Below are 21,734 nucleotides of genomic sequence, written 5' to 3'. Positions count from 1 at the left end.
TGCGGTACCGGTGTACTGCCGCTGTACCCCGGCTGAGGACCGGCCCTTCTTCAGGAAGCCAGTCTCGTCGACGACGAGAACGCCGCCGGCGCCAAGGTGTTCGGCGGCGTAGGCACGCAGGTCGTCGCGGACGGCATCGGCGTCCCAGCGGGCGCAGCGCAGCAGACGCTGCATTGGCCCGGGCCGCATAAGACCCGTCTGCTCGGCCAACTGCCAGCAATTTTTCCGCTCGACGCCCGACAGCAGTCCGAGCAGGTACGCGCGGGCCGCGGCCCGGGGCTCAACCCGTCTGAACCTGCCCGCGATCCGGGCCATGACCTCGTCGAACATCGCCCGCCACCGGTCAGGGTCTACGCTGTGGCCCGCGGCCACCGCACGGTCTTCAGGAGTCCACACACCCCCTGATGATCACGCGGTGACCGTTCCTGCTGCGGGTGGGCAGCGTTTACTCGTCGTAGTACTCGCAGTCGTCGCCCTGGACGCGCGCCCCCAGCACCCCGGCTATCTCCCGCATCTTCTTGAGAAGGAGTTCATCCGGGTGCTTCACCACGATCTGCCCCTCTCCCCAGTCCAACCAGGCGCCATGAGTGTCCCGTTCGGGGTGGGTGACCATCTGGGCCAGCCACTCGTGCCGATATTCCAACACCGCGTCCTGGCCTCGCGGAGAAACCCGGGCCACCTGAACCATCTCCAGCTCCGGGTCGGCAGCGACCACCGCCGCCCACTCCTGCGTGGTGATCTGCTCGCCCTCATCCTCCCACCACGGCGTACGCCGGGTGATGTGCACGTGATAGCCCATGCCCGGCACAGTAAGGGGCGCCACTGACACCACCGACGCGATCACGAAGCCACACTGGAGTACTACTGATCTTTTCGTAAGTTCGGTGGGTGTGGTGGGCTTGTGGGTGGGAGGCTGTCGGCGTGGCTTATCAACCTTCTCCTTCGGTTGCCGGCTCCTCCCTCCCTCCTTTGTCTCGACCTCAGTTGGCGGAGGCGCGTCGTGTTCGGGCAGTCGAGTTGTTCGAGGACGGCGTCTCGAATGCGGAGATCGCGGGGGCGGTGGGGGTGTGCGCCGAGAGTGTGCGGCGTTGGCGGCGGGTGTGGGAGCAAGGCGGTACTTCGGCCCTGCGGCGACGGGCAGCCACCGGACGCCCGCCCAAGCTGGACGACACCCAGGTCGAGATGGTCCGGACCGCGTTGGAGCAAGGTGCCCAGGCCATGGTTTCGAGGCCGACCTGTTGACCCTGGAACGAGTTGGCGCGGTCGTCACCCGGACAACAGGAGTGGTGTTGTCGAGGGCGTCGGTATGGCGGCTGCTGACCGGCCGGCTCGGATGGAGCCTGCAACGGCCCGAGCGGCGGGCGGTCGAGCGGGACGAATCGGAGATCGCACGCTGGATCGCGCACGAGTGGCCGCGCATCAAAAAGGGGCCGTGAACACACGTGCCTGGATCGTCTTCCTCGACGAATCAGGCGTCTCCCTGCTCCCTCAGATCCGCCGCACCTACTCGCCCCGAGGGCGGACTCCGCTCCTGCGGCACCGCCTGAACTGGAAGCGTGCGTCGATGGCCGGGGCCTTGGGCTACCACTCCACCGACCCCGATCGCGGGGCCCGCATGTGCTTCCACCTCAAGCCCGGCAGCTACGACACCGCCGGACTCATCGAGGTCCTGGAGCAAATGAAGGTGTTCTACCGCGGCGAGCGAGTGGTCCTGGTCTGGGACGGCCTGTCGGCCCACTGGAGCAAGGCGATGCGGGCCTGGGTCGCCGAACAGGACTGGCTCACCCTGGAACGATTACCGGCTTACGCTCCCGAGCTGAACCCGGTGGAACTGCTGTGGTCCTCACTCAAGAAGCGTGAACTCGCCAACCTCGCCGGCGACCACCTCGCCGATGTCGCCGACGCCACCGAGCAAGGCATCCACCGCATCAACGCCAACCCCCGACTTCCATTGTCATTCCTCGCCCATACCGGCCTGACCATCCACCCACCACACCAACCGAACTTATGAAAAGATCAGTAAGGACGCTCAGCGTCCTAGCGGCGCGAGCGCGCCTCGTCCCGCAGCGTCAGCGCGTACCAAACGCCGACCGTCCCGGCCGTGCCCACAGCCGCGATCCAGGCTGCCACGCCTCCGTCGAAGAGCCAGCCCCACAGAAACGCCAGCCAAGGGACCTCCAGCAAAAGCACGAACCTGCCGTGTGTGCGGCTCCCGCCAGCCGCCGCGGCGCGCCGCACCATCCACGCACCGAGGAACAGCGGACCCAACGCCAGCACAGCCACGACGATCAGCAGGAGGAGAAGGCCCTCCCCGTCGTCGTCATCCCCGATCGCGTTGTCCTGCACATGGTTGTAGGCAAGCTCGGATATTGCGGCCACCCCGGCGGCCGCTCCCGCGGCGGCCGCAGTGCCTCCGGCAGGGGACTGAGCCCACGGCTGGCTGTGAGCGCGGGGTTTCTGGGAGGCGCCGCCTCCCACATAGTTGTACCCGTACCGTTCGGCCGGCCCGAGTTGGTGGTTGTGGCTGAAGGCGTTGCCGTGCGCGTCGTAGTGCGTCGTCTCGTAGACGGCGCCGTTCGTGTCGTTGTACCGCTCCCGGCGGTACTTCCCAGGGTGAAGCACCTGGTTGGGTTCCTCGACGTACCGTTCCTGATCCACTGAGCCCCCCTTACGGGTCCACTATCGGTTGAGTGTCAACTGCATTGAACGCACGGCTGCCCGGCCGCGCGAGTGCCGGTGGACGAATCGCCTCCGCCAAGGTGCCTGTCCGGGTCCTACCGCATGCCGGTAGCGCTGCACGCGTCCAGGACGGTGTGCACACGGTCCTTCCCGTGCAGGCCCCAGACCAGGCGGTTCAACGTGTCGTAGAGGCCTGACGGCAGCCAATTAAGCTCGGAGCCGCACTGAAGACAACTCCCACCAGCGAACCCCTCATTTAGGTGCACTCCCCACGTAGTACGCGCAGGCCGTGATCATATGTGGTTGACAAGTGAAGTAAAAGAGGAGACCGCATGATGATCGGAGGGGGCCTTGTCGCCTCCTGAGTGCGACCGCCGGCCCGGGCGCCGTGCTGGGGGAAAAGTAACTAACCGACGGGTGGTTGATGGGGCCGGGGCGACGTCGCCGGGCGCGGGTCAGCCGTCGGACCGAGCGCGGCGCTCGCCGTGGATGAGGTCGAATTCCCACGGGTGTGCTTCGGGGGGTTCGCCGCAGACCTCGCAGATGCCGGGGCGCAGAAGCACCTCGAAGTAGTTGTGAGCGAAGCTGCCAGGGCCGTCGTAATCACGTTGCGCGGCTCCCGAGCAGTCCCGCACGCTCGAGCGCTGGCACCGGCCGCAGCAGTCGTGATCCATGATCCTTGGGTTTACCTTCTTGCTGCACGGCCTGTGACTGCACTGGTAGTAGCCGCCTGCATGGTCGGTCAACCACCTGACGAGTGGGTCAGGTTCCTCCTCGACCGCAGCGGGAGCTGCGGCTCGACTGTTGGAAGGAGCCAAGAAGGCTTTGACCCCCACAGCGACCACCCCGCAGACCACAAACACACCCGCTTTGCCTGCGGGCCCGAGGCCGTTCCATCTGTCAGCGATGCGCCGAAGCAGGGGCCTTCGTTCATCGCTGCCTTCTGGCGGCGAGCCGGAAGGCTGAGGATCACCACTCGGAGAGCGGGATGTCGTACCGTCCGGCGCTGCCATCTGACAGGTCGTCCTCTCTGCCCTGGGAACCTGCATTTTAGAGGCATGCCAGGCCTTGACTACTTTGCACCGTGGGGCAGAGATGGGAGACGCAGGCCGATCAGTCCCACCAATCGTTGCCGGTGTGCCAACGCCGCACCCACTCCTCGAAGCCCCATGCCTGGTCACCGGGCGCCGGGACCGCGCCGACCTCTGCAACCATCCACACCTCGCCGCGGCGGGGGCCGGTGGTCAGCAGAAGCCAGAACGACTGCCCGTCCTCGGATCCGAGAACAATGGACCCCTTGTTGAACGCGGCGTCGGTCCGTGGATCCTCAGGGCTGACACTCTCATCGTCCTCCCAGCCCCAGGCTGCCTCCAGAGGGAACGGTTCCCCTGGCTGTCGCGGGCCCAGGTCCGGCCACGTGTCGGGCAGCGAGCCGAGCGGCTGGAGACCGCCGTCGCCAGCGGGGCCCAGGCTTGACCCATTGCTGACCTCCGCGATGAAGGTCCTGTACGGCTCGGGCAGGACCACCCCGTTCTCCTGCTCCCACTCCGTGACGGCTTCATGCCCGAGCGCCGGCTCGCGCCATTCCGGCGGGAACACGGAGTGCAGGAAGTTGAGAGTGGCTTCGGCGGGACGCTGATCATGTGTGTCTGTCACGGCAGCATGCTGGCAGAACGGACTGACAGCCCATCGCGGCCGCCTCACCATGGAGCCGCGCCGCCCCAAGCCACGAACATCGAACAGAGTCGAAGATAGACGCCTCCGGAAGTGGTGCACATCTGCTGTCCGTTCTCAGGTTCTGGATCACTTTCCGTGCCGGGGCCACGGAGGGCCACCACAAGCGCGATCATGAACGGCCGTGGGTGATGTGCTCCTCCAAGACCTGTGGTTCCACCAGGTCGAAGGCGTAGTGATCGAAAACGCAGTGGTCGACGGCGAGTTGGTGGTCGTGCGGGCCCGCGCATCGGCGGAGCGGGCCGCATGTCCCGCCTGTGGGACGGTGTCGGGCCGGGTGCATAGCCGATACGTTCGCCGCCTTGCCGATACTGCAGTCGCCGGGCGTCCCGTGGTGATCGAGTTACAAGTCCGGCGGTTTCGCTGCCGTGACCGCGCCTGCCGGCAGGCCACGTTCGTCGAGCAGGTCGACGGACTCACGTTCCGGCACGGGAGGCGAAGCACCGGGCTGCAGAAGGTGCTGCAACAGGTAGGGGTGATGCTCGCGGGCCGGGCCGGCGCCCGCCTGGCGAACACGCTCGCGGTCCGGGCGAGCCGGTCAACGCTCCTGCGGCTGATACGCCGCCTGCCGGAGCCCGAAGTGCACACGCCGCGGGTGCTCGGGGTGGACGAGTTCGCTCTGCGCAAGGGACACAACTACGGCACGATCCTGGTGGACATCGACACGCGCCGTCCCATCGATCTGCTGCCCGACCGGGCCACGGCGACGGTGGCCGCCTGGCTCGCCGACCACCCCGGCGTCGAAGTGATCTGCCGTGACAGGTCCACCGCATACGCCGAGGCCGGACGGCTCGGCGCTCCGGACGCTATCCACGTCGCGGACCGGTGGCACATCTGGAAAAACCTGGCCGAGGCCGTCGAGAAGACGGTCATCCAGCACCGCGCCCTCCTGCGCGAGCCGGAGAACACTGCCCCGGTCCGCATCGCCGAACCCCTGGAGAACCCGGAGCCTGCGCCGCCTTCCCCTAATGAACCACGGCAGTCGGGCCGTCTGTCCGACCGGGTACGCGAACAGCACGCGGCCGTCCACGCCCTGCTGGATGAGGGGCTCGGCCTGCGGCCGATCGCCCGCCGACTGGGCCTGGCCCGCAACACCGTCCGCCGCCTCGCAAATGCGGCCACCGCGGACGAGCTCCTGGTCGGGCGGTGGACCGGCCGGACCAGCATCCTCGACCCCTACAAGCCCTACCTCCATCAGCGATGGACGGAAGGCTGCACCGTCGCCCGCTGCCTGTTCGAGGAAGTCCGCGAGCGCGGCTATCCCGGCGGCGAGAGCGTGGTGAAGAGGTACGTCCAACGGCTCCGCGAAGCCTTCCCGCACGACGGTCCGCCCCGCAAAGCGCCGTCCGTGCGCGACGTGAGCAGCTGGATCACCCGCCACCCCGACCGCCTTGACGACGACCAGGCCCAGCAGCTCAAGCAGATTCTCGCCCGCTGCCCCGCCCTCGACCGAACTGCCGAACACGTCCGCGCCTTCGCCGAGTTGATGAACGACCGCCGGGGCCAGGACCTCGGTCAGTGGATGGAGCGCGTGCAGGCTGACGACGTGGCCGCCCTGCACGGCTTCGTCAACGGCCTCGGCCAGGACCTCGACGCCGTCGTCGCCGGGCTCAGCCTCCGCTACAGCTCGGGCGCCGTCGAAGGCCACAACAACAAGATCAAGATGCTCAAGCGGCAGATGTTCGGCCGCGCCAACTTCGACCTGCTCCGCAAGCAGATCCTCCTCGCGGCGTGAGGCCGTTCATGATCGCGCTTGTGGTGACCCTCCGTGGCCCCGGCACGGAAAGTGATCCAGAACCCCTTTTCGCGGACCACCGACAGCGCTGCGTCGGGCATGCGAGGAACTGCTGTACATCAGCCCGCGCAAGGCGGCGCGAACGCCATCAGGCCGGGTGCACCTGGACTGGGCAGGGCCCGCACAGCAATGTTTCCAGGCCTTGCTGGTGGCCTGCCTGATGAGCTCGTCCAGTACTCCTCATCCACTGGAGCACCCGCGTAAACGGTGCTTCAGCAGCGTCCATGGCTACCTGAACGCGATCATTTCCCGTCCCGAGACGCTGGAGATCCACACCAATACCGCCTGCCGGATCGCATCCCGGCTCATGCCGGTCCTGTACAACGGCGGCCGGGTCGCCGGCATCCCAGGCCTGCGGCTCCTCGGCCACAACAACCGCCGCCTGCGCCTGGCGCACCTCCCCACTGGGGCCCGTCTGGACCTCGTCGACTCGACGATCAGTTCCTGGTACACCAGCAGATATGCGCCGCACACTCCGCGGAGAAACCCAGTGGCATCACAAACCCCACACTGAGCCGTTGTGGGATTCCGGCGAACTCACCGGCGCAGAAGAAGCCCACGCCGAGCGGTGGGCCCCGCAGCCATGCACCGCACTGCGCAGCTCGATCATGACCCGCGCCATGGCGTTGTGGTACAAGAGCGACATCTACCCCGAGTGGGGGCCACCGCTCACCGGCTCACCCACCCTCGGCTGGTCTGGGAAAACGATGGCAAGCGGCCCGGCGCGGCACAGATCGGCGCCCTGCTAACCGCCTCCCCCATCGCCATCCCTGGCGCCTTCTTCCAGGCTCACAGCAACGACGACGGACTGCTCGCCCTTGAGAGCGCGTCCGTCCGCCTCATCTCGGCAGACCCGACCAGTGTCAGCTGAGCTACCGAGCCAGAAGGCGAAACGGGCGCTGCGGCGGCGCGGTCGTCGTTACCGGCCGCTGCCCCCAGCCGCTTGATCTGGGTGACACCAGACTGGTCACGCACACGCACCGCGCTGCCTCGGCACGAACACGAGATTGGTGACCAGCGGGTGGGCGCAGTGGTTGGTTCGTTCCATCTTCCTGACGTCAGCGAAAGGCCGCAGCCCCGGCAAATACGAGCGCCATGGTGGTGCCGGCGGCCCCGCCGCCGAGTAGCACCGCGCGGGCCCACTCCATCCCGGCGCATGCGGCGAGCCACCCAGCGGCGCCGCCGACGTTCACGGAGAAGGAGATGGCGAGCAAAAGGGACAGGACATCAATGGCGTTCATCGCGACTCCTCGTACGGCCAGGAGCGGTACTCCGGCGGGTCGGGAAGCAACTGTTCCTGTCCAACTGCCGTGTCCCATAGGCATCCGCTGCGAGTTGGACAGTGAGCATGTGTCCATGCCCGCGAAGACGAACGGCATGGGCTGCGAAGATGGCCTGGTGGCTGTCTCCGGCTGGAGGTCGGCGGAAGGGGGAGGGCGCACATGGCGGGGGAAGAGCCCGAGTTCCGCCAGAAGTTGGCGAAACTGGGGGAATTTCGCCGTGGGCATCTGGATGGTCGGCCGTCTGATCACGCCCTGGCGCGCCGTGCTCGCGTCGCGCCGACGACGATCGGTGACTGGCTGCGCGGTCAGCGCTTCCCTCGCCGGAAAGACGCGCTGCTGGCCGTCGTTGAAGCTCTCGAAGCGGAGGCGGACCGCCGTGGTGTGGTGTCGGCTGCAGGCGGGGGCCTGTTAAGCAGGAAACGTTGGAGTACCGCGTACGACAGGGAGGTGGAGCGGCGTGCACGCCGCACCCAGGCGGACGCGGAACGGGCCCAGGCCAGGGCGATCTTGGAGGCCCACGAGCAGCCCGGGTGGCTGGTGCGCGACCTTCGTGACCCCTTCGCCCTGGAGGTCCACCGGGCGATCGAAGATCCCTGCGGTGACGGATCTGGCCCATTGCCGGTGCTGCCGTTGTATGTGGAGCGCGAACACGACTCTCTGCTGCGTGAGTCGGTCCTCGGCGCCCTGCAGGGACGCAGCGCGCTGGTGATCTTGATCGGTGGTTCCTCCACCGGCAAGACCCGAGCCTGCTGGGAGGCGGTCCAACTCCTTCCAGATAACTGGCGATTGTGGCATCCGATAGTGCCGAGCCACACTGATGCGGTACTCGCGGGCCTGCCGGGAGTCGGGCCGCGCACGGTGCTCTGGCTCAACGAGATCCAGCACTATCTGCTGACCAGCGACGCGGCCGTCGGCGAGCGGGTCGCTGCCGGGTTGCGTGAACTGCTGCGTACGCCCGGGCGCGGCCCCGTCCTGGCGTTCGCCACCGTTCACCCAGAGGGGTGGGAGCGCCTCACCGCCACCTCGGCTCCACCCCACGACGCCCACCCCCAGGCCCGGGCCCTACTCACCGGAGTCGGCGTCAGCGCGCGGATCCCAGGCCAGTTCGTCTGTGAGCCTGCGGCCCTGGCCCAGGCGGCAGAGGCCGACCCGCGCGTCGCCGAGGCGTCCGAATTCGCCGATGGCGGGCAGCTCACCCAGTACCTCGCGGGCGTGCCGGCGCTCTTGGAGCGCATCGAGCGCGCCTCACCGATGGCCCTCTGCCTCATCACCGCAGCGGTGCAGCTGTGCCGCCTCGGCCACGGCCTGGCGCTGCCCGCACCTGCGCTCGAAGCCACCGCATCCGTGCTCACCCCTGACCGCGTATGGGATGAACACGCCCACCCCGGGTGGCTCGAGAACGCCTTGGAGTACCTTTCCGCCCCGTGCCGGGGCGTCCCGGGCCCCCTGAGCCTGATCCGACCCCGGCCCGGCAGGCGCCCACCGGACCAGCCGCTGTACCGGCTGTCCGACTACCTCCTCGAACTCGGCCGCTACGAGCTCCGCCACGACTGCCCGCCCACGCCGTTCTGGGCTGCCGCCCTGCAGCATGCCCACACCGATGACGACCGCCGAGCCCTCGCCCGGTCCGCGTACGAGCGAGGGCGTGTCCGTGTGTCCGCTTCGGTTGCGGACGGTTCAGACCTCCTCGGTCTGCACGACCGCAGCTCCGCCTACGTGCTGGGGCAGGATGCCGAGAGGGCCCGTACGGAAAGCGCACTGGTGAAGATCGACGAGCAGCGGGCGTCCGGGGAACTCCAGCGCAATCCCTTCATGCGTTACGTCTACCTGCGCAAGGAAGCACACTGCCTCGAACAACTTGGCGAGCCAGAGCGGGCCGCATCCGTCTGGCGTGAGCTCGCAGACGAGGGCTCCCCCGATGCCTTCGTGCACGTTGGGCGCCGTTGCCTGGCGCTGGGGCAGCGGGCGGAGGCGGAGCGGTGGTTCCGGCAGGGTGCCGAGGCCAGTGAGGACGACGCCATGCAGACGCTGGTGTTCCTGCTTGCCGAGGACGGGCTGTTCGATGAGGCCGCCGAGTGGACCGAACGGATCGCACGACCCGCGGAGAGCGGAGACATCCACGCCTATTCCCGGCTGGCCTATCGCTATGAGAGGGCAGGCAATCTCACGCAGGCCAAGATCTACTTCCGCAAGGCGATCGACGCCGGGCTCGTGGACTGCTATCAGGACCTGGTCCGGCTGCACTACCAGGAGGGTGACATCGAAGGGGCCCGCCACCTCTACGCGGAGGGGATCGAGGCGGGCGAGACCACCGGTCCCATGATGCAGGCCGAGAAGCACGGTGATCACGCCGAGGCCGACGAACTTGCTTTCACCGCCCTCGACCACGGCCGCACCATGCAGCCCCTTTGGCTGCTGTTGTTGCATCGCTTGCGGCAGCCGGACACCGTCGCCCTGGGAACGGCCCTCGCCCGCAGAGCCATCGACGCCGGCGCGGCATTCACAGTCAAGGAAGTGGCCGGGGAGCTCTCGCATGACGGGCACCACCGTGCTGTCGAAGCCCTGCAACGCATCTTCGACGAGGTCGACGACTGCGGTGACCACTGATGGACGCGAACGATGCGACGGCCGGGATTGAGTCCGCCAGGACCGCGAACTGCATCCGCAGGGGGTAGTGGTCGGAGATGTGCCAGGACAGGTCGGTGAGCGTGTGCCTGTCCTGGAGAGCATCGACGAAGTCGACCTGGCCGCCGGTGACTGCGCCGAGTCTCAGGACGGGCCGGCGCTGCTGGCCCTTGGTGAACCAGGCGATCTGGTCGTAGAAGTGCTCGGCGCCGGGCTGGTCGAAGATGGTGCGTGGCAACCCGGCGAGCTGAGGGGCAGGCGCCAGCCCGGTGGAAGAAGGCCTCGAACAGTGGGTCGCCGACGCGGTCGATTGCCTGCAGCGGCCACGAAAGACGGAGTGTCTCGTCCAGCGTGAGGATCTCCGGGTCGATGATGTCCCAGGCGCTTACCGAGAACGGGTCGACCTCACGCTGAAGGCGGTCGGCGATGCGCATCGCTGTCTCATCCAGGGTTCGAGCACTGCGGAGGCTGGTGCCTGTAGTGGTCCACCGGCGGCGAGTGTTCGGCGACGTGGCGAGGTACTGGCGCCGCGACCGTGATGGCCTTCCTGGACGCCGTCGCCCGGACATGGGGGACGGCAACGGCCGAGCGTACGACGCGGGACCCAGCTCAGCCCGGCGTACGGATCCGCCTGTACGCCGATCTCCGGCAGGTACTCCCCCAGCCTGTTGAGACAGATCTCCCCAGGATGCAGTGAGGCTGACTCCGTCACTACGGGGGAAAGTGGCGGAGCCAGCCTGAACCCACGGTGCCATACCCGCCCCCAACGCGCTCGCTCTCCGGGCGAAGTCGCTTTCGGGAGACACTGCAACGCCGGAAAAGCCCTAGGAGGCGAGTTCGTCCAGGAGCTGGGGCCCGTTGTTACGGACGTTGTTGACGGCCGTGGAGACGGGGCGGGCATCCAGGTGACCGTCGGCCGGCTGGCCGAGCAGGGCCCGCAGCTCGGCGGGATCCTGGTGGGCGGGGTCGAGCCAGGCGTCGTAGTGCTCAGGAGTAAGAGCGAGCGGCATGCGGGGGTGGACGCGGCCGGCCGCGTCGGTGGTGATGATGGTGCAGGTCATCAGCCAGGCGGCCGGGTCGTCGTCCTGTTCGACGGCCGGGTCACGCCAGTATTCGTACAGTCCGGCGAGCGCCATTACCTGATCGTCTTCGGGGTGGATGAAGTACGGCTGCTTGCGCGCCTTGCCGGTGTCGGGGTCCCTGATCTGTTCCCACTCGTAGAAGCCGTCGGCGGGCAGCAGACAGCGGCGCCGGGTGAACGCGCGGCGGAATGCGGGCTTTTCGTGCACCGTCTCGACCCGCGCGTTGATCATCCGGGCGCCGATCTTCAGGTCTTTCGCCCAGGACGGGACCAGGCCCCAGCGCAGCGGCCGCAGCGCCCGCTCCACCGGCGCGGCGTCGTCCTTGTCGCGGGGTGCACGTTCGAGGACGGCCCATACGTCGTTGGTCGGGGCGACGTTCCAGTTCGGCGCGAGCGTCTCCTTCGCCGGCACGTCGGGCACCTCAAAGAGCGGGGCCAGCTCCTGCGGGCTGCGAGTGGATACGTATCGACCACACATACCGCCACTCTTGCACTAGCAGAGTGCGAATTGGCGTCGAACCGTGAGCGTGTGCCGCTGAAGGCTGATCAGCGGGCTGCTGCCCCTCAGACGCCACCGATGCGTCCAGACCCACAAAACGCAGAGACGCCACGATGTCCAGCAGGCCGAACGTCAGCCCGACGAACTGATCGTCCAGCGGTATCGTGCCGAGCGTCAGATCTGCTTGCGCGAGACCAGGCCCTGGTGACCGTCCTCGTCGTCGGCCGGCTCGCCGAAGTGGGCGGTGTCCCAGTGAAGCAGGCTGGAGCAGAGCTTCTGGAAGCGCTCGGCCAATTCCCACACTTCGCTGCTGTTGATGAAAGTGATCTCAGGACGGTCACTGCGGTGGGCTCCCTTCAAGGTGAGCCACTGGTAGGACTCGTCGTCGTAGATCCAGTAGCCGTGTAGGTAGCGGTTCCGTAGGCGGAACCCTTCTTCCGCAGCGTCCAGGTCTTCGGCGAGTGAACTCTTGCACGAGGCGGAAAGGGTGGCCGCTTCCAGCTTCTTTCGGCACTGCTGTACGAGCGCGCCGCCGGTGGCGACTGCCAGTTCGCTGTAGGCCTTCTGCGCTTCGACGAGGTGCACGTAGATCCCGTGCAGGATGTACTCGGCCTCCGCGGCCTTCCGGGCCACGAGCCCCAACCCGAGGTTGATTGTGAGTTCCTCTTCGTCCGCGCCGCTTAGGAGATGGGGGATGGGCGGCTCGATGCCGAGGGGGTGGGCGCTGCTCTCACTCATGCGGTCTCCGGGGTGTCCGAGGGGGCGGTCCACTTTGAGGGAGCCGCCTACAGATCATCAACTCTCTCGGGATCGGTGTGACGCCAGCGGGCGGAATCCTCTGGTCTCTCGTCGACTTCGCCTGGCAGGGGCGGCAGGACTCGAACCTGCGGCATCCGGTTTTGGAGACCGGCGCCCTGGCCAGCTGAGCTACGCCCCTTCGGTGGGAGTCAGCGTGGCATGACCGTCCAGCTCTTCTCCAAGGGATTTCTGCTCAGAGCAGCCGCAGGACACCGACGACCTTGCCGAGGATGCGCGCATCGTCGCCGGGGATCGGCTGGTAGGCGGGGTTACGCGGCATGAGCCACACCCTTCCGTCCTGGCGCCGCAAGACCTTGACGGTGGCCTCGTCCTCCAGGAGCGCGGCGACGATGTCGCCGTGGTCAGCGCTGTCCTGCCTTCGTACGGTCACGATGTCGCCGTCACAGATCGCCGCGTCGATCATGGAGTCACCGGCCACGGTCAGGGCGAACAGATCGCCGTCGCCCACGACCTGGCGGGGCAGTGAGTAGACGTCCTCGACCATTTCCTCGGCGAGCAGCGGGGCGCCGGCGGCGATCCGTCCGACGAGCGGTACGTCGACCGGTGCCTCGCTCCTACCTCCCAGATCGGGCGCCCACGAGGGCCTGACGCGGTAGGCGCGAGGCGTGTGCGGGTCGCGGTAGAGGATGCCCTTGCGTTCGAGCGCCATCAGCTGGTGGGCGACCGAGGACGTGCTGGCGAGGTGCACGGCCTGGCCGATCTCACGCATCGACGGGGGTAGCCCTGCCGATCGACCGTCTCCGTGATGTAACGGACGATGGCCGACTGGCGGCTCGTCAGCTCCCCCTCGGCAGTCTGGGAGCCCGGGGGACGGCCCCGACGGGCGGGCGCGGCGTTCTCCATCCCGGCACCTCCGTACAAGATCGTTCGGAATGACCCTAACCCGCCATCCTCCCTAAATGGAACACCTTGTCGCCTCTCTGACGTCCGGGAGACGGCCTCGGTAGTGCTCCTGCCGCCGCGAGCGTCGGCCCGGCGGGAGACCCCCGCATGCTCCGGCTGGGCGCCGCGCGTGCATCCCGGGGCGCAGGGACCGCTGTCGAAGGTCATTTATGCACGTCAAAAGCGTTCTCGTCGCGTCGCTAAATTTCGTTCGGCATTTCGCGTGGGATGAAGACTGGTTTCTACATAATAGCTCGTAACACGATCTTGCTGGTTGGTGCAGGCCAGCCGTAACCGGTACGACGATTGCGCCGTTCGTGAGGACGTGAGCGTCAAGCCGTGGGTCGTGGATGACGAGTTGTGGGCGATGGTCGAGCCGATGCTGCCGCCCTGGCCCGAGCGGTCCCCCGGCCCCAAGCCAGTCCCCGACCGGCTGTGCCTGCAGGGCATCCTGTTCGTGCTCTTCACCGGGATCCCGTGGCAGCAGCTGCCGTTGGAGCTGGGCTTCGGTTCCGGGCAGACCTGCTGGAGGCGCCTGGAGCGATGGCAGGAAGCCAGGGTCTTTGACCGGCTGCACCGGATACTGCTCGCGGAGCTGAACGCGGCCGGCGATCTGGACTGGAGTCGCGCGTGCGTGGACGCATCCCATGTGCGCGCGAAAAAGGGGGTGCCGCGACGGGCCCGTCGCCGGTCGACCGCCGCAAGACCGGCAGCAAGCACCACCTGATCACCGACGGCGGCGGCATCCCGCTCAACGTCATCACCACCGCGGCCAACGTCAACGACGTCACCCAGACTCTCGCCCTGGTCGAAGGCATCCCGCCGGTCGCCGGCCGGGTCGGCCACCCCCCGCAAGCGCCCCGACGCGCTACTCGGCGACAAGGGCTACGACAGCAACCCCAACCGCCAAGAGTTGCGTCGGCGCGGGAATCTGCCGGTCATCTCCCGCAAGGGACACCCCGACATCCAGGGCCTGGGCAGGATCCGCTACGTGGTGGAGCAGACCTTTGCGCTCCTCCACCAGTTCAAGCGTCTCGCCGTTCGATGGGAACGCCGCTTGGACCTACACGATGCCTTTGTCTCGATCGGGTGCTCACTCATATGCTGGAGGAGGCTCAAGAAGTCGCTCTCGTCGCGGGTTGGCGCTCAAGCCCGTGTTCGGTCGGGCATTCTCACGCCGCCACCGGGCAGTGAACTGATGAAGTAGCTGCCCTGCAGACCGATGACCCAGCCGAAGGTATCGGAAGAAATGGGCACGTCCAGACGCCACCTATTGGCGAAGCGCACTCGCAGGCTGCCCGAGTCAGCTGCATGGACCTCGGCGACCACCTGATCGAGCAGCTGCGGCAGTCGGTCAAGGTTGGTCCGTGTGGATGCGTGGACGGGCACGGCTTCGTGGTTCGCCGTCAGCTCTGCGGGACTGTGGACCTCGATCTGGTTCGAACCGGCGTGAAGCCGCAGGACGCGGCCGATGATCATCTCTCCGATGCCGATCCCACGCATCGAGCGGATGTCCCAGCCGTCTGCCACACGGTTGATCCAATTGTCCATACCGCAAGACTACGGACCCTGGCTGCCACGCTGCTACACAAGATCGTGTTACGAGCTCTAAGAGAGGGCACCGAAAAAATAAGGAGTCTGAGGATGAAGGACGTGTGCCCTCATTACGGGGAACCGCTCGATGGGGCGGATGATGACTGGCTGTTCGGTGACGCTCCGGTACCGCAGACCCCTCCATGGCCGCCTCGGAGTCGGCTGGCGGCTGGCCGGTGCAGCACGAGGGCGATGACGACACGGCCGCGGGGTCCGCGAATGAGCGGTACGAAGACGACGATCCGGACCCCGGCGTCCTGGCCGATGGACGCCCCGCGAAGATCCCGTCCGAGACACGAGGAGCAATTGTCAAGATCTTTGGATTAGTGACTTCGTGGCGACGCCCGTTCCCGGTCCTCGGCCGGAACGGGCGTTAGCCGTCTCGGGTCAGACTACGGGGACGAGTGGGCGATCAACGTTGAGAGCCTGGCCGCCCAGACTCGCCGGGAGGCCCGCGGCGGCAGTCTCGTGCGGGCTGCCGAGGGATATGTCGCTGGCCTGACGCCGATCGTGGTGAAGTGCTCGTGTCCCTGCGCCAGAGTGCCACGCACCCGCGCGTCGGCGTCCTTGGCAAGGATGAGCTGGACGTCGGCGAGGAGGTTCGGATTCGCGGCCAGTTCCGACCGCACATTCACAATCTCGTCGCCAGCCAGGATCGCCGCGGCCTGCGCGGGCAGGTCGCGGCGACGGGCGAGCTCGATTCGATCGATATTCGCCGTCGCAAGGCGAGTCAGAACCTCCGGCGAGGCGGAGGGGTTGCCGGCCAGGCCGCGCAGCAGCGCCGCCAGATTCCGCTGCGCGATGACAGGACGTTCGAAGGATGCGGGCACCGGCCAATGGTGCCAGTCCGCCGACTCGTTCGGAGCCGAACATGATCAGCGGCCTCGCTTCCACAGACGGCCAGCCCTGCGGCGGCTACTGGCCGGAGATCTCGGCAAGTCGGGCCTGTACGCGTTCGATGTGCACGCGCATGCCTAGGCGCTGATAGATCTCCAGGGCCTGGTTCAGGTACGTGATGCCCTGTTCGGGGTTGCCAGTGTTGAGGTGGTGGTCGGCGATGCCTTCCAGGGAGATTGCTTCGTCGTCGGGTTTGTTCAACTCCCGGTTCATGTCCAGGGCCTGCTGGTACAGCGTCAGGGCTTGGGGGCGGTCGCCGAGCGCGGCGATGCTGGCAGCGTAGATGTTCAGCGCCCAGGCCTCGTTGCCGCGACTGCCGATCTGCCGGTAGATCTGCAGCGCCTGCGTCTGGGCGTCCGCCGCACCCGACAAGTCCCCGGTCAGCAGCCGCACCTGCCCCAGGTCGGTCAGGGCGTTGGCCTCACCGAGGGGGTTGCCGATCTGCCGGTAGATCTGCAGCGCCTGCATCTGGACGTCCGCCGCACCCGGCAAGTCCCCGGTCCGGTGCCGCACCCGCCCCAGTTCGGTCAGGGCGATGGCCTCACCGTGGCGGTTGCCGATCTGCCGGAAGATCTGCAGCGCCTGCATCTGGACGTCCGCCGCACCCGACAAGTCCCCGGTCAGCAGCCGCACCTGCCCCAGTTCGCTCAGGGCATAAGCCTCACCGTGGCGGTTGCCGATCTGCCGGAAGATCTGTAGCGCCTGCGTCTGGGCGTCCGCCGCACCCGGCAAGTCCCCGGTCAGCTGCCGCACCTGCCCCAGGTCGGTCAGGGCATAAGCCTCACCGTGGCGGTTGCCGATCTGCCGGTAGATCTGCAGGGCCTGCGTCTGGGCGTCCGCCGCACCCGGGAAGTCCCCGGTCCGTTGCCGCACCAGCCCCAGGTCATTCAGTGCGTTGGCCTCACCGAGGCGGTTGCCGATCTGCCGGAAGATCTGCAGCGCCTGCATCTGGACGTCCGCCGCACCCGGCAAGTCCCCGGTCCGGTGCCGCACCCGCCCCAGGTCGTTCAGGATGTTCGCGCGGGTGGCGGGTGGGTTGTTGCGGGTGGCGGCCTCGGCGGCCTGGTGGACTTCCAGCGCCCGGGTCCATGGGCCGTCGGCGCGCAGGACTTCGGCCATACCGGCGGCCAGGGCGGCGGTGTGCCGGTGAAGCCGGCTGGCGTGGGCGTGGGTGAAGGCGGCATCGAGGTTGGGGTATTCGGTGCGCAGCCACACCCGGGCAGTCTCGGGGTCGGCCAGGTCGGGGGCGTGGGCCGGGGCCGGACTGTCGGGTACGGGTCGTGGTGTGCGGGCGATGGGGGCGGAGGCGGTTTGCGCGGTGTGAGCGTAGTAGTGCAGGAGCCGGTCCAGGGCGTCCTGGCGTTGTTCGGGGGTGTCTTCGGTGTTGGCCAGCGCGTGGGCGTGCTCGCGCAGCAGGTCGTGCATGCGCCAGCGGCCGGCGGTGTGTTCGGTGAGCATGCTGCGGTCGGCCAGCAGGCTCAGCAGCCTGTCGGCGGTCTTCGGATCGGAGTTCAGCAGGGCGGCTGCGGCGTAGATGTCGGCGTCGGGGCCGGGGATCTGGCCCAGGCGCCGGAACAGGACCCGGGCAGGCTCGGGGAGGTGCCGGTAGGACATGTCGAGCACGGTCGGCAGGCGGCGCTGCCCGTCGTCGAAGGCTTCCAGGCCGGCGAGGTTCTCGGTGAGGTCGGTCAGCAGATGCTGTGGTGTCCAGGCGGGGCGGGTGCGCAGCAGCGCGGCGGCGATCCGCACCGCCAACGGCAGGCTTCCGCACAGCTGGATGATCTGTAGCACGGCCGGATCGGCGGTGTTCGCCCGGTCTGAACCGGCAGTTTTGCAGAAGAGTTCTATGGCTTCGTCCTGAGTCAGGACGTCCAGCCGCAGCGCTTCGGCGTCGTCGAGGGCTTTGAGCCGGTTGCGGCTGGTGACCAGCACCAGACAGCCCCCGGTGCCGGGCAGCAGGGTGCGCACCTGCATCTCATCGCGGGCGTCATCCACCACAATCAGAGTGCGGGTGCCGGCCAGCCGGTGCCGGTAGGCTGCGGCGCGCGCGTCGGGATCGGCCGGGATGGCCTGCGGCGCCGCCCCCAACGCAACCAGGGTTGTGCCCTGGACGTCGAAGGCGGTGCGGGCGGCCACCCCCACGGTGTGTGTGTGCAGCTCCAGAAACAGCGCCCCGTCGGGGAACCGATCGGCCAGCAGGTGCCCGGCGTGCACGGCCAGCGCGGTCTTGCCGACCCCGCCCATCCCGTCGATCGCCGAGATCAGCACCGCCCCCGGACCGCTACTGGCCAAGGCTTGCGCGGCCAGGTCCAGAATCGTCTTCACCTCGCCGCCCCGGCCGGTGAACAGCCTGGTGTCGGCGGGAAGCTGCCACAAACCCCGCACCGGCCCCGCCTCCCGGCGCTCCGATCGCAGGTGACCGGCGGTGGCTTTCTCCCACGCTTCGGCCCACTCCCGTGCCTGCTTCGCATCGGCGCCCAGCGCCTGCACCACGGCGTCCAGCACATCGGCTGGCATGACCGTCGAACCGGTCAGATACTTCGCGAGACTGCTGCGGGGAACACCGCTGGCCGCTGCCAGGTCGCGCAGCGGAACGCGGGCCTTCCCGGTCCCGCGGGCCGCCCGCACCCGCCACCGGTCCAGTTCATCCAGCAGCTCACGCAACGTGCGCGATTCGTCCATCCGCACCACCCCCATGGCGCTCCGCGACCGCCCCCATGGTATCTGCGGGCTGATGCGTGTCCAGGTTTGTCTCCACGTGTCTCGGACCGGCCTTTCGAGGGCCTCGTAAGCGCGATGGTGATGCAGCGCCCTCGTGGAGCTCCATCCGAGCGCCGGGGCCCTCAGAGACAGGGAGAGTCACCTGATGAAATCTGCAACACCGGCGACGGCCATCACCGAGCGCCGTGCACAAGCCCCGGGCCAAGCGCGGGCGCTACGTACCATCAGACTCGGACGCCGCGGTGGACCGCTGGCGCTGGCGGCCACGTTGGCCGTCGCGTTGCGCACCGAGATGGCGATAGCAACGGCGCCCAGAGTCAGCAGGACGGCGGCGACCAGGGCCGCGGCCAGCGTCAGCCGCAGCCGCACGCTTCCCGGGTGCAGGCCGTCCTCGGTCCGCCTGGCCCGGCGAGTCCTCAGCACGCCGTCTCCGGCGCAACGTCGAGCCGGCAGCCGATCCCCCGGACGGTGCGGATGGACCGCCGCCCGAAGGGCGCGTCGATCTTGCAGCGCAGGGCGCTGACATAGACCTCCACCACGTTGATATCTCCGTCGAACCGATCGTCCCAGAGGTCCTCCAAACTCGCGGTCTTCGTGACCGTCTGACCGCCACGCCGCGCCAAGTACTCCAGCACCGAGAACTCCCGTGCCGTGAGGACCACCGGCACCGTACCGCGACGGCAGTGCCGGGCTGCGGGATCCACCTCCAGGTCTCCGATGCGCAGCACGGCGGGGCGTTGCGGCTGTCCGCGCCGTATCAGCGCTCGCAGCCGGGCCAGGAGTGTCACGAACGAGAACGGCTTGGTCACGTAGTCGTCCGCGCCCATGTCCAGTCCCTCTGCCTCGTCGTACTCCCCGTCCATCACGGTCAGCATCAGCACCGGCGCCCAGATACCCGCCTCACGCAGCCGGCCGCACACTCCGTATCCGTTCAGGCCCGGCAGCATCACGTCCAGCACGATCGCGTCATACGGGTTCTCACTCGCCCGCTCGAGCCCTGACCCCCCGTCGTGCGCGACGTCAACCGCCCATCCCTCACCGACCTTCAGCTTCGCCACAGCCTCTTGCTGCCACAGGCGTCGCCTGGCACCGGTTGGTGCAGCCACACGGACGGGCCAAGGACCAGCAGCGGTCCAGCCATTGATCAGGGTGGCGAAACCGGCTGCCCATTCAATTCCTCGGCAGGAAAAGTCGAGGTCAGACGGAACGGACTCGCTCACCTCGTCCGGCCCGTCACCCGTCAGTCGATCGCTGTCCCCGCGTGGACAGCAGGAAGGAGTGATCATGTCCGAACCGCTCACCCCGCAGGAAAGGCCACTCGTCGCCGGCGAGCAGGTGCCGGGACTCGCTGCGGTGACCAAGCCGGTCGTGCTGCGCAGGGGCACGCTGATGGCCGAGGTCGGCAGGCGGGCAACCGGAGGCATGACCGCCAACCGCACATCCCGCACACATCGGGTGGCCGCTCAAGATTGAGGCGGAAACCGAAGCCGACGGAACCGGCCCAGTCCTCGTCCAAGCAGTGTCACACCTGCTTACAGCGGCCTGGAACCGCAGCTACGACGCCGTCGCCGCCTGCACCGTTCTGCGCGGCTTCCCCGCGAAATGAATCGAGCTGGCCGCGCGTGCTGAATGCGATCTACCCGAAGGGCGTTCATGTCGTTACGGATCGATTACAAGTGGCGAGTTGTCACCATTATCGTCTGCGCAAGCTGGCTCGTGCCGCTGGATTTTACGGTAGTGAACGTGGCACTCGGGCGGATCGGCACCAGATTCGATGTCGGAATCGGTGGCACCCAACTCACGATCAGCTCATACACTCTCGCCCTGGGTGCGGCGATATTCACCAGCGGGTTGTTGGCAGGCCGTATGGGGAGGAAGCGGGCCTTCGCCTTCGGCCTCGGTATCTTCGCTGTCGGGTCTGTCATCGCCGGAACGGCACCGGATTTCTGGGTGCTGATAACGGGACGGGTCATACAGGGCGCAGGCGGCGGAGTACTCCTCCCGCTGGGAGCGACCTTCATCCTCGATTCCTTCGCCCAGTCCGAGCGCGGCAAGGCCATGGGAGCCTACGGACTGGCCATCGTCGTGGCTCCCGCACTGGGTCCGCTCGTCGGCGGATGGTTCGTCGACAACGGCTTGTGGCGATGGTGCTTCCTGATCAATGCGCCCATTGCTCTGCTCGCCCTGGCGATGGTGTGGCGGGGACTGCGAAGCACGCCCGGCAAAGCCGGCGGTCCCTACGATGTGCAAGGCGTGGCGCTCGCCATCATCGGTTCGGTGTGCCTGCTCATCGTCATGACGCAGGTTTCGCAGGGCCTGATCGGGAAGTCTCTCGCGGTCTTCGCGGGACTCCTGGTCCTCGGCGGTGCGGCGCTTTTCCTGTTCGCCCGGCGGGAGCTACGGATCGGGAATCCTGCCTTCGACATCCGCCTTTTCGGCATCAGCTATTTTCGAGTAGGCTCCCTGATGGCCTGGATCGGGTCCTTCGGCTTGCTGGGGGCTGAATTTCTATTCCCGCTTTATCTCCAGCAAGTCCGAGGAATCAGTGCATCCGGAGCTGGCGCCCTCATCGTTCCTGTGGCTATTGCCGGAGGCGCGATCAGCCCCCTGGCAGGAAAATTGTTCGACCAGTACGGTCCCGGTCGCGTGATGAGCGGTGGTTTCGTTCTTCTCATCGTCGATCTCGCACTGCTGGCCACGGTCTCCGCTAGTACGTCAATCGCAGTTCTCGTTCTCATGGCCATTCTCCGCGGCCTGTGCTTCGGGATACTGATCGAATTCCTCGGAGCCGCCGTGCTGCATGAGGTGACAGGTCCGAGGATGGACTCCGCGATGGCCATGTTCTCTGGCTTCCTGCAAATTTCACAATCACTGGGAGTTGCCCTCCTCAGTACGGTGCTCAATCTCAGCAGCGGCCGCACGGATCATGGGATGTCCGTTTCCCTGTCCGGAATTCACAGTGCCTATCTCACGGCTCTGGGTTCCGCCTGTATCGCACTAATGCTCGCCCTGCGGCTCGTACGCGTCTCCGACCAGAAACCGAAGAAGTCCGCTGATCCGCTCGTCGAGGTTAATGCCGGATGAGCGAGTCAGACCCGCCCGATTCGAATCAGCAATGGGAGTTGT

At 67.4% G+C, this 21,734-nt stretch carries 19 protein-coding genes, 1 tRNA gene and 2 pseudogenes; 9 read left to right on the top strand and 13 right to left on the bottom strand.

Features of this window, described 5'->3' with window-relative positions; genetic code table 11:
* On the bottom strand, window positions 1–330 hold a 330-nt coding region (locus ACWGJM_RS39210), incomplete at its 3' end, for a transposase (RefSeq protein WP_453416519.1).
* A 115-nt stretch (window positions 331–445) separates the two neighbouring features.
* Window positions 446–799, bottom strand: a complete 354-nt coding sequence (locus ACWGJM_RS39205) for a hypothetical protein (RefSeq protein ID WP_453416518.1) — start codon at window positions 797–799, stop codon at window positions 446–448.
* Between the two features lie 89 nt (window positions 800–888).
* Here ACWGJM_RS39205 and ACWGJM_RS39200 point away from each other — a divergent pair, with 89 nt between their 5' ends.
* From ACWGJM_RS39200 to ACWGJM_RS39190, 3 genes are read left to right on the top strand one after another with little or no spacing between them, the layout of a single operon-like run.
* Window positions 889–1,242, top strand: coding sequence for a helix-turn-helix domain-containing protein (locus ACWGJM_RS39200; protein WP_453416517.1), 354 nt, complete (start codon window positions 889–891; stop codon window positions 1,240–1,242).
* Window positions 1,239–1,436 (top strand): helix-turn-helix domain-containing protein, encoded by a 198-nt coding sequence (locus ACWGJM_RS39195; protein WP_453416516.1) that lies wholly within the window; start codon window positions 1,239–1,241, stop codon window positions 1,434–1,436. The genes ACWGJM_RS39200 and ACWGJM_RS39195 overlap by 4 nt, the downstream gene beginning before the upstream one ends.
* Window positions 1,433–2,011 carry an IS630 family transposase gene (locus tag ACWGJM_RS39190; RefSeq protein ID WP_453416515.1) on the top strand — a complete coding sequence of 193 codons (579 nt, stop codon included), beginning with the start codon at window positions 1,433–1,435 and terminating at the stop codon, window positions 2,009–2,011. The genes ACWGJM_RS39195 and ACWGJM_RS39190 overlap by 4 nt, the downstream gene beginning before the upstream one ends.
* Window positions 2,012–2,037: 26 nt before the next feature.
* On the opposite strand, the gene ACWGJM_RS39185 is transcribed toward ACWGJM_RS39190, so the two are convergent.
* Both ACWGJM_RS39185 and ACWGJM_RS39180 read right to left on the bottom strand, forming a co-directional pair.
* On the bottom strand, window positions 2,038–2,658 hold the full coding sequence (locus tag ACWGJM_RS39185; RefSeq protein ID WP_453416514.1) for a hypothetical protein: 621 nt from the start codon (window positions 2,656–2,658) through the stop codon (window positions 2,038–2,040).
* Between the two features lie 1,134 nt (window positions 2,659–3,792).
* Entirely contained in the window at window positions 3,793–4,335 is a 543-nt protein-coding gene (locus ACWGJM_RS39180; RefSeq protein ID WP_453416513.1) for an SMI1/KNR4 family protein, read from the bottom strand.
* A 202-nt stretch (window positions 4,336–4,537) separates the two neighbouring features.
* Here ACWGJM_RS39180 and ACWGJM_RS39175 point away from each other — a divergent pair, with 202 nt between their 5' ends.
* The gene (locus ACWGJM_RS39175) at window positions 4,538–6,148 is read left to right on the top strand and encodes an ISL3 family transposase (protein WP_453416512.1); all 1,611 of its coding nucleotides are present in this window, start codon (window positions 4,538–4,540) and stop codon (window positions 6,146–6,148) included.
* A gap of 1,118 nt (window positions 6,149–7,266) precedes the next feature.
* Here ACWGJM_RS39175 and ACWGJM_RS39170 read toward each other — a convergent pair.
* The gene (locus ACWGJM_RS39170) at window positions 7,267–7,449 is read right to left on the bottom strand and encodes a hypothetical protein (protein ID WP_453416511.1); all 183 of its coding nucleotides are present in this window, start codon (window positions 7,447–7,449) and stop codon (window positions 7,267–7,269) included.
* Between the two features lie 201 nt (window positions 7,450–7,650).
* Here ACWGJM_RS39170 and ACWGJM_RS39165 point away from each other — a divergent pair, with 201 nt between their 5' ends.
* Both ACWGJM_RS39165 and ACWGJM_RS39160 read left to right on the top strand, forming a co-directional pair.
* The gene (locus ACWGJM_RS39165; protein WP_453416510.1) at window positions 7,651–10,098 is read left to right on the top strand and encodes a tetratricopeptide repeat protein; all 2,448 of its coding nucleotides are present in this window, start codon (window positions 7,651–7,653) and stop codon (window positions 10,096–10,098) included.
* 556 nt (window positions 10,099–10,654) lie between these two features.
* A complete protein-coding gene (locus tag ACWGJM_RS39160; RefSeq protein WP_453416522.1) occupies window positions 10,655–10,813 on the top strand; it encodes a DUF6207 family protein in 159 nt (52 codons plus the stop codon).
* 127 nt (window positions 10,814–10,940) lie between these two features.
* On the opposite strand, the gene ACWGJM_RS39155 is transcribed toward ACWGJM_RS39160, so the two are convergent.
* The 4 genes and pseudogenes from ACWGJM_RS39155 to lexA all read right to left on the bottom strand — a co-directional run bounded on the left by ACWGJM_RS39155 (window position 10,941) and on the right by lexA (window position 13,358).
* A complete protein-coding gene (locus ACWGJM_RS39155) occupies window positions 10,941–11,675 on the bottom strand; it encodes an SOS response-associated peptidase (RefSeq protein ID WP_453416509.1) in 735 nt (244 codons plus the stop codon).
* Window positions 11,676–11,870: 195 nt separating this feature from the next.
* A complete protein-coding gene (locus ACWGJM_RS39150) occupies window positions 11,871–12,434 on the bottom strand; it encodes a hypothetical protein (protein ID WP_453416508.1) in 564 nt (187 codons plus the stop codon).
* 122 nt (window positions 12,435–12,556) lie between these two features.
* Window positions 12,557–12,633, bottom strand: a tRNA-Trp gene (locus tag ACWGJM_RS39145).
* 54 nt (window positions 12,634–12,687) lie between these two features.
* A pseudogene (gene lexA, locus ACWGJM_RS39140) lies at window positions 12,688–13,358 on the bottom strand (transcriptional repressor LexA).
* Window positions 13,359–13,722: 364 nt separating this feature from the next.
* On the opposite strand from lexA, the pseudogene ACWGJM_RS39135 reads away from it, so the two are divergent.
* A pseudogene (locus ACWGJM_RS39135) lies at window positions 13,723–14,523 on the top strand (IS5 family transposase); the annotation flags it as partial.
* Window positions 14,524–14,543: 20 nt separating this feature from the next.
* Here ACWGJM_RS39135 and ACWGJM_RS39130 read toward each other — a convergent pair.
* From ACWGJM_RS39130 to ACWGJM_RS39115, 4 genes are all read right to left on the bottom strand, one after another.
* Window positions 14,544–14,948, bottom strand: coding sequence for a DUF6188 family protein (locus ACWGJM_RS39130; protein ID WP_453416507.1), 405 nt, complete (start codon window positions 14,946–14,948; stop codon window positions 14,544–14,546).
* A 434-nt stretch (window positions 14,949–15,382) separates the two neighbouring features.
* Window positions 15,383–15,820 carry a hypothetical protein gene (locus tag ACWGJM_RS39125; RefSeq protein WP_453416506.1) on the bottom strand — a complete coding sequence of 146 codons (438 nt, stop codon included), beginning with the start codon at window positions 15,818–15,820 and terminating at the stop codon, window positions 15,383–15,385.
* Window positions 15,821–15,905: 85 nt separating this feature from the next.
* Entirely contained in the window at window positions 15,906–18,569 is a 2,664-nt protein-coding gene (locus ACWGJM_RS39120; protein WP_453416505.1) for a tetratricopeptide repeat protein, read from the bottom strand.
* Window positions 18,570–19,024: 455 nt separating this feature from the next.
* The gene (locus ACWGJM_RS39115) at window positions 19,025–19,684 is read right to left on the bottom strand and encodes a response regulator transcription factor (RefSeq protein WP_453416521.1); all 660 of its coding nucleotides are present in this window, start codon (window positions 19,682–19,684) and stop codon (window positions 19,025–19,027) included.
* Between the two features lie 208 nt (window positions 19,685–19,892).
* Here ACWGJM_RS39115 and ACWGJM_RS39110 point away from each other — a divergent pair, with 208 nt between their 5' ends.
* Both ACWGJM_RS39110 and ACWGJM_RS39105 read left to right on the top strand, forming a co-directional pair.
* Window positions 19,893–20,081, top strand: coding sequence for a hypothetical protein (locus ACWGJM_RS39110; protein WP_453416504.1), 189 nt, complete (start codon window positions 19,893–19,895; stop codon window positions 20,079–20,081).
* Between the two features lie 180 nt (window positions 20,082–20,261).
* The gene (locus tag ACWGJM_RS39105; protein WP_453416503.1) at window positions 20,262–21,692 is read left to right on the top strand and encodes a DHA2 family efflux MFS transporter permease subunit; all 1,431 of its coding nucleotides are present in this window, start codon (window positions 20,262–20,264) and stop codon (window positions 21,690–21,692) included.
* The last annotated feature ends 42 nt before the right edge of the window (window positions 21,693–21,734 follow it).

Source organism: Streptomyces sp. NPDC054834 (genome assembly GCF_053611185.1).
Note: the sequence above shows the minus strand (reverse complement) of the source record. Positions and strands in the feature narration are given on the sequence as shown.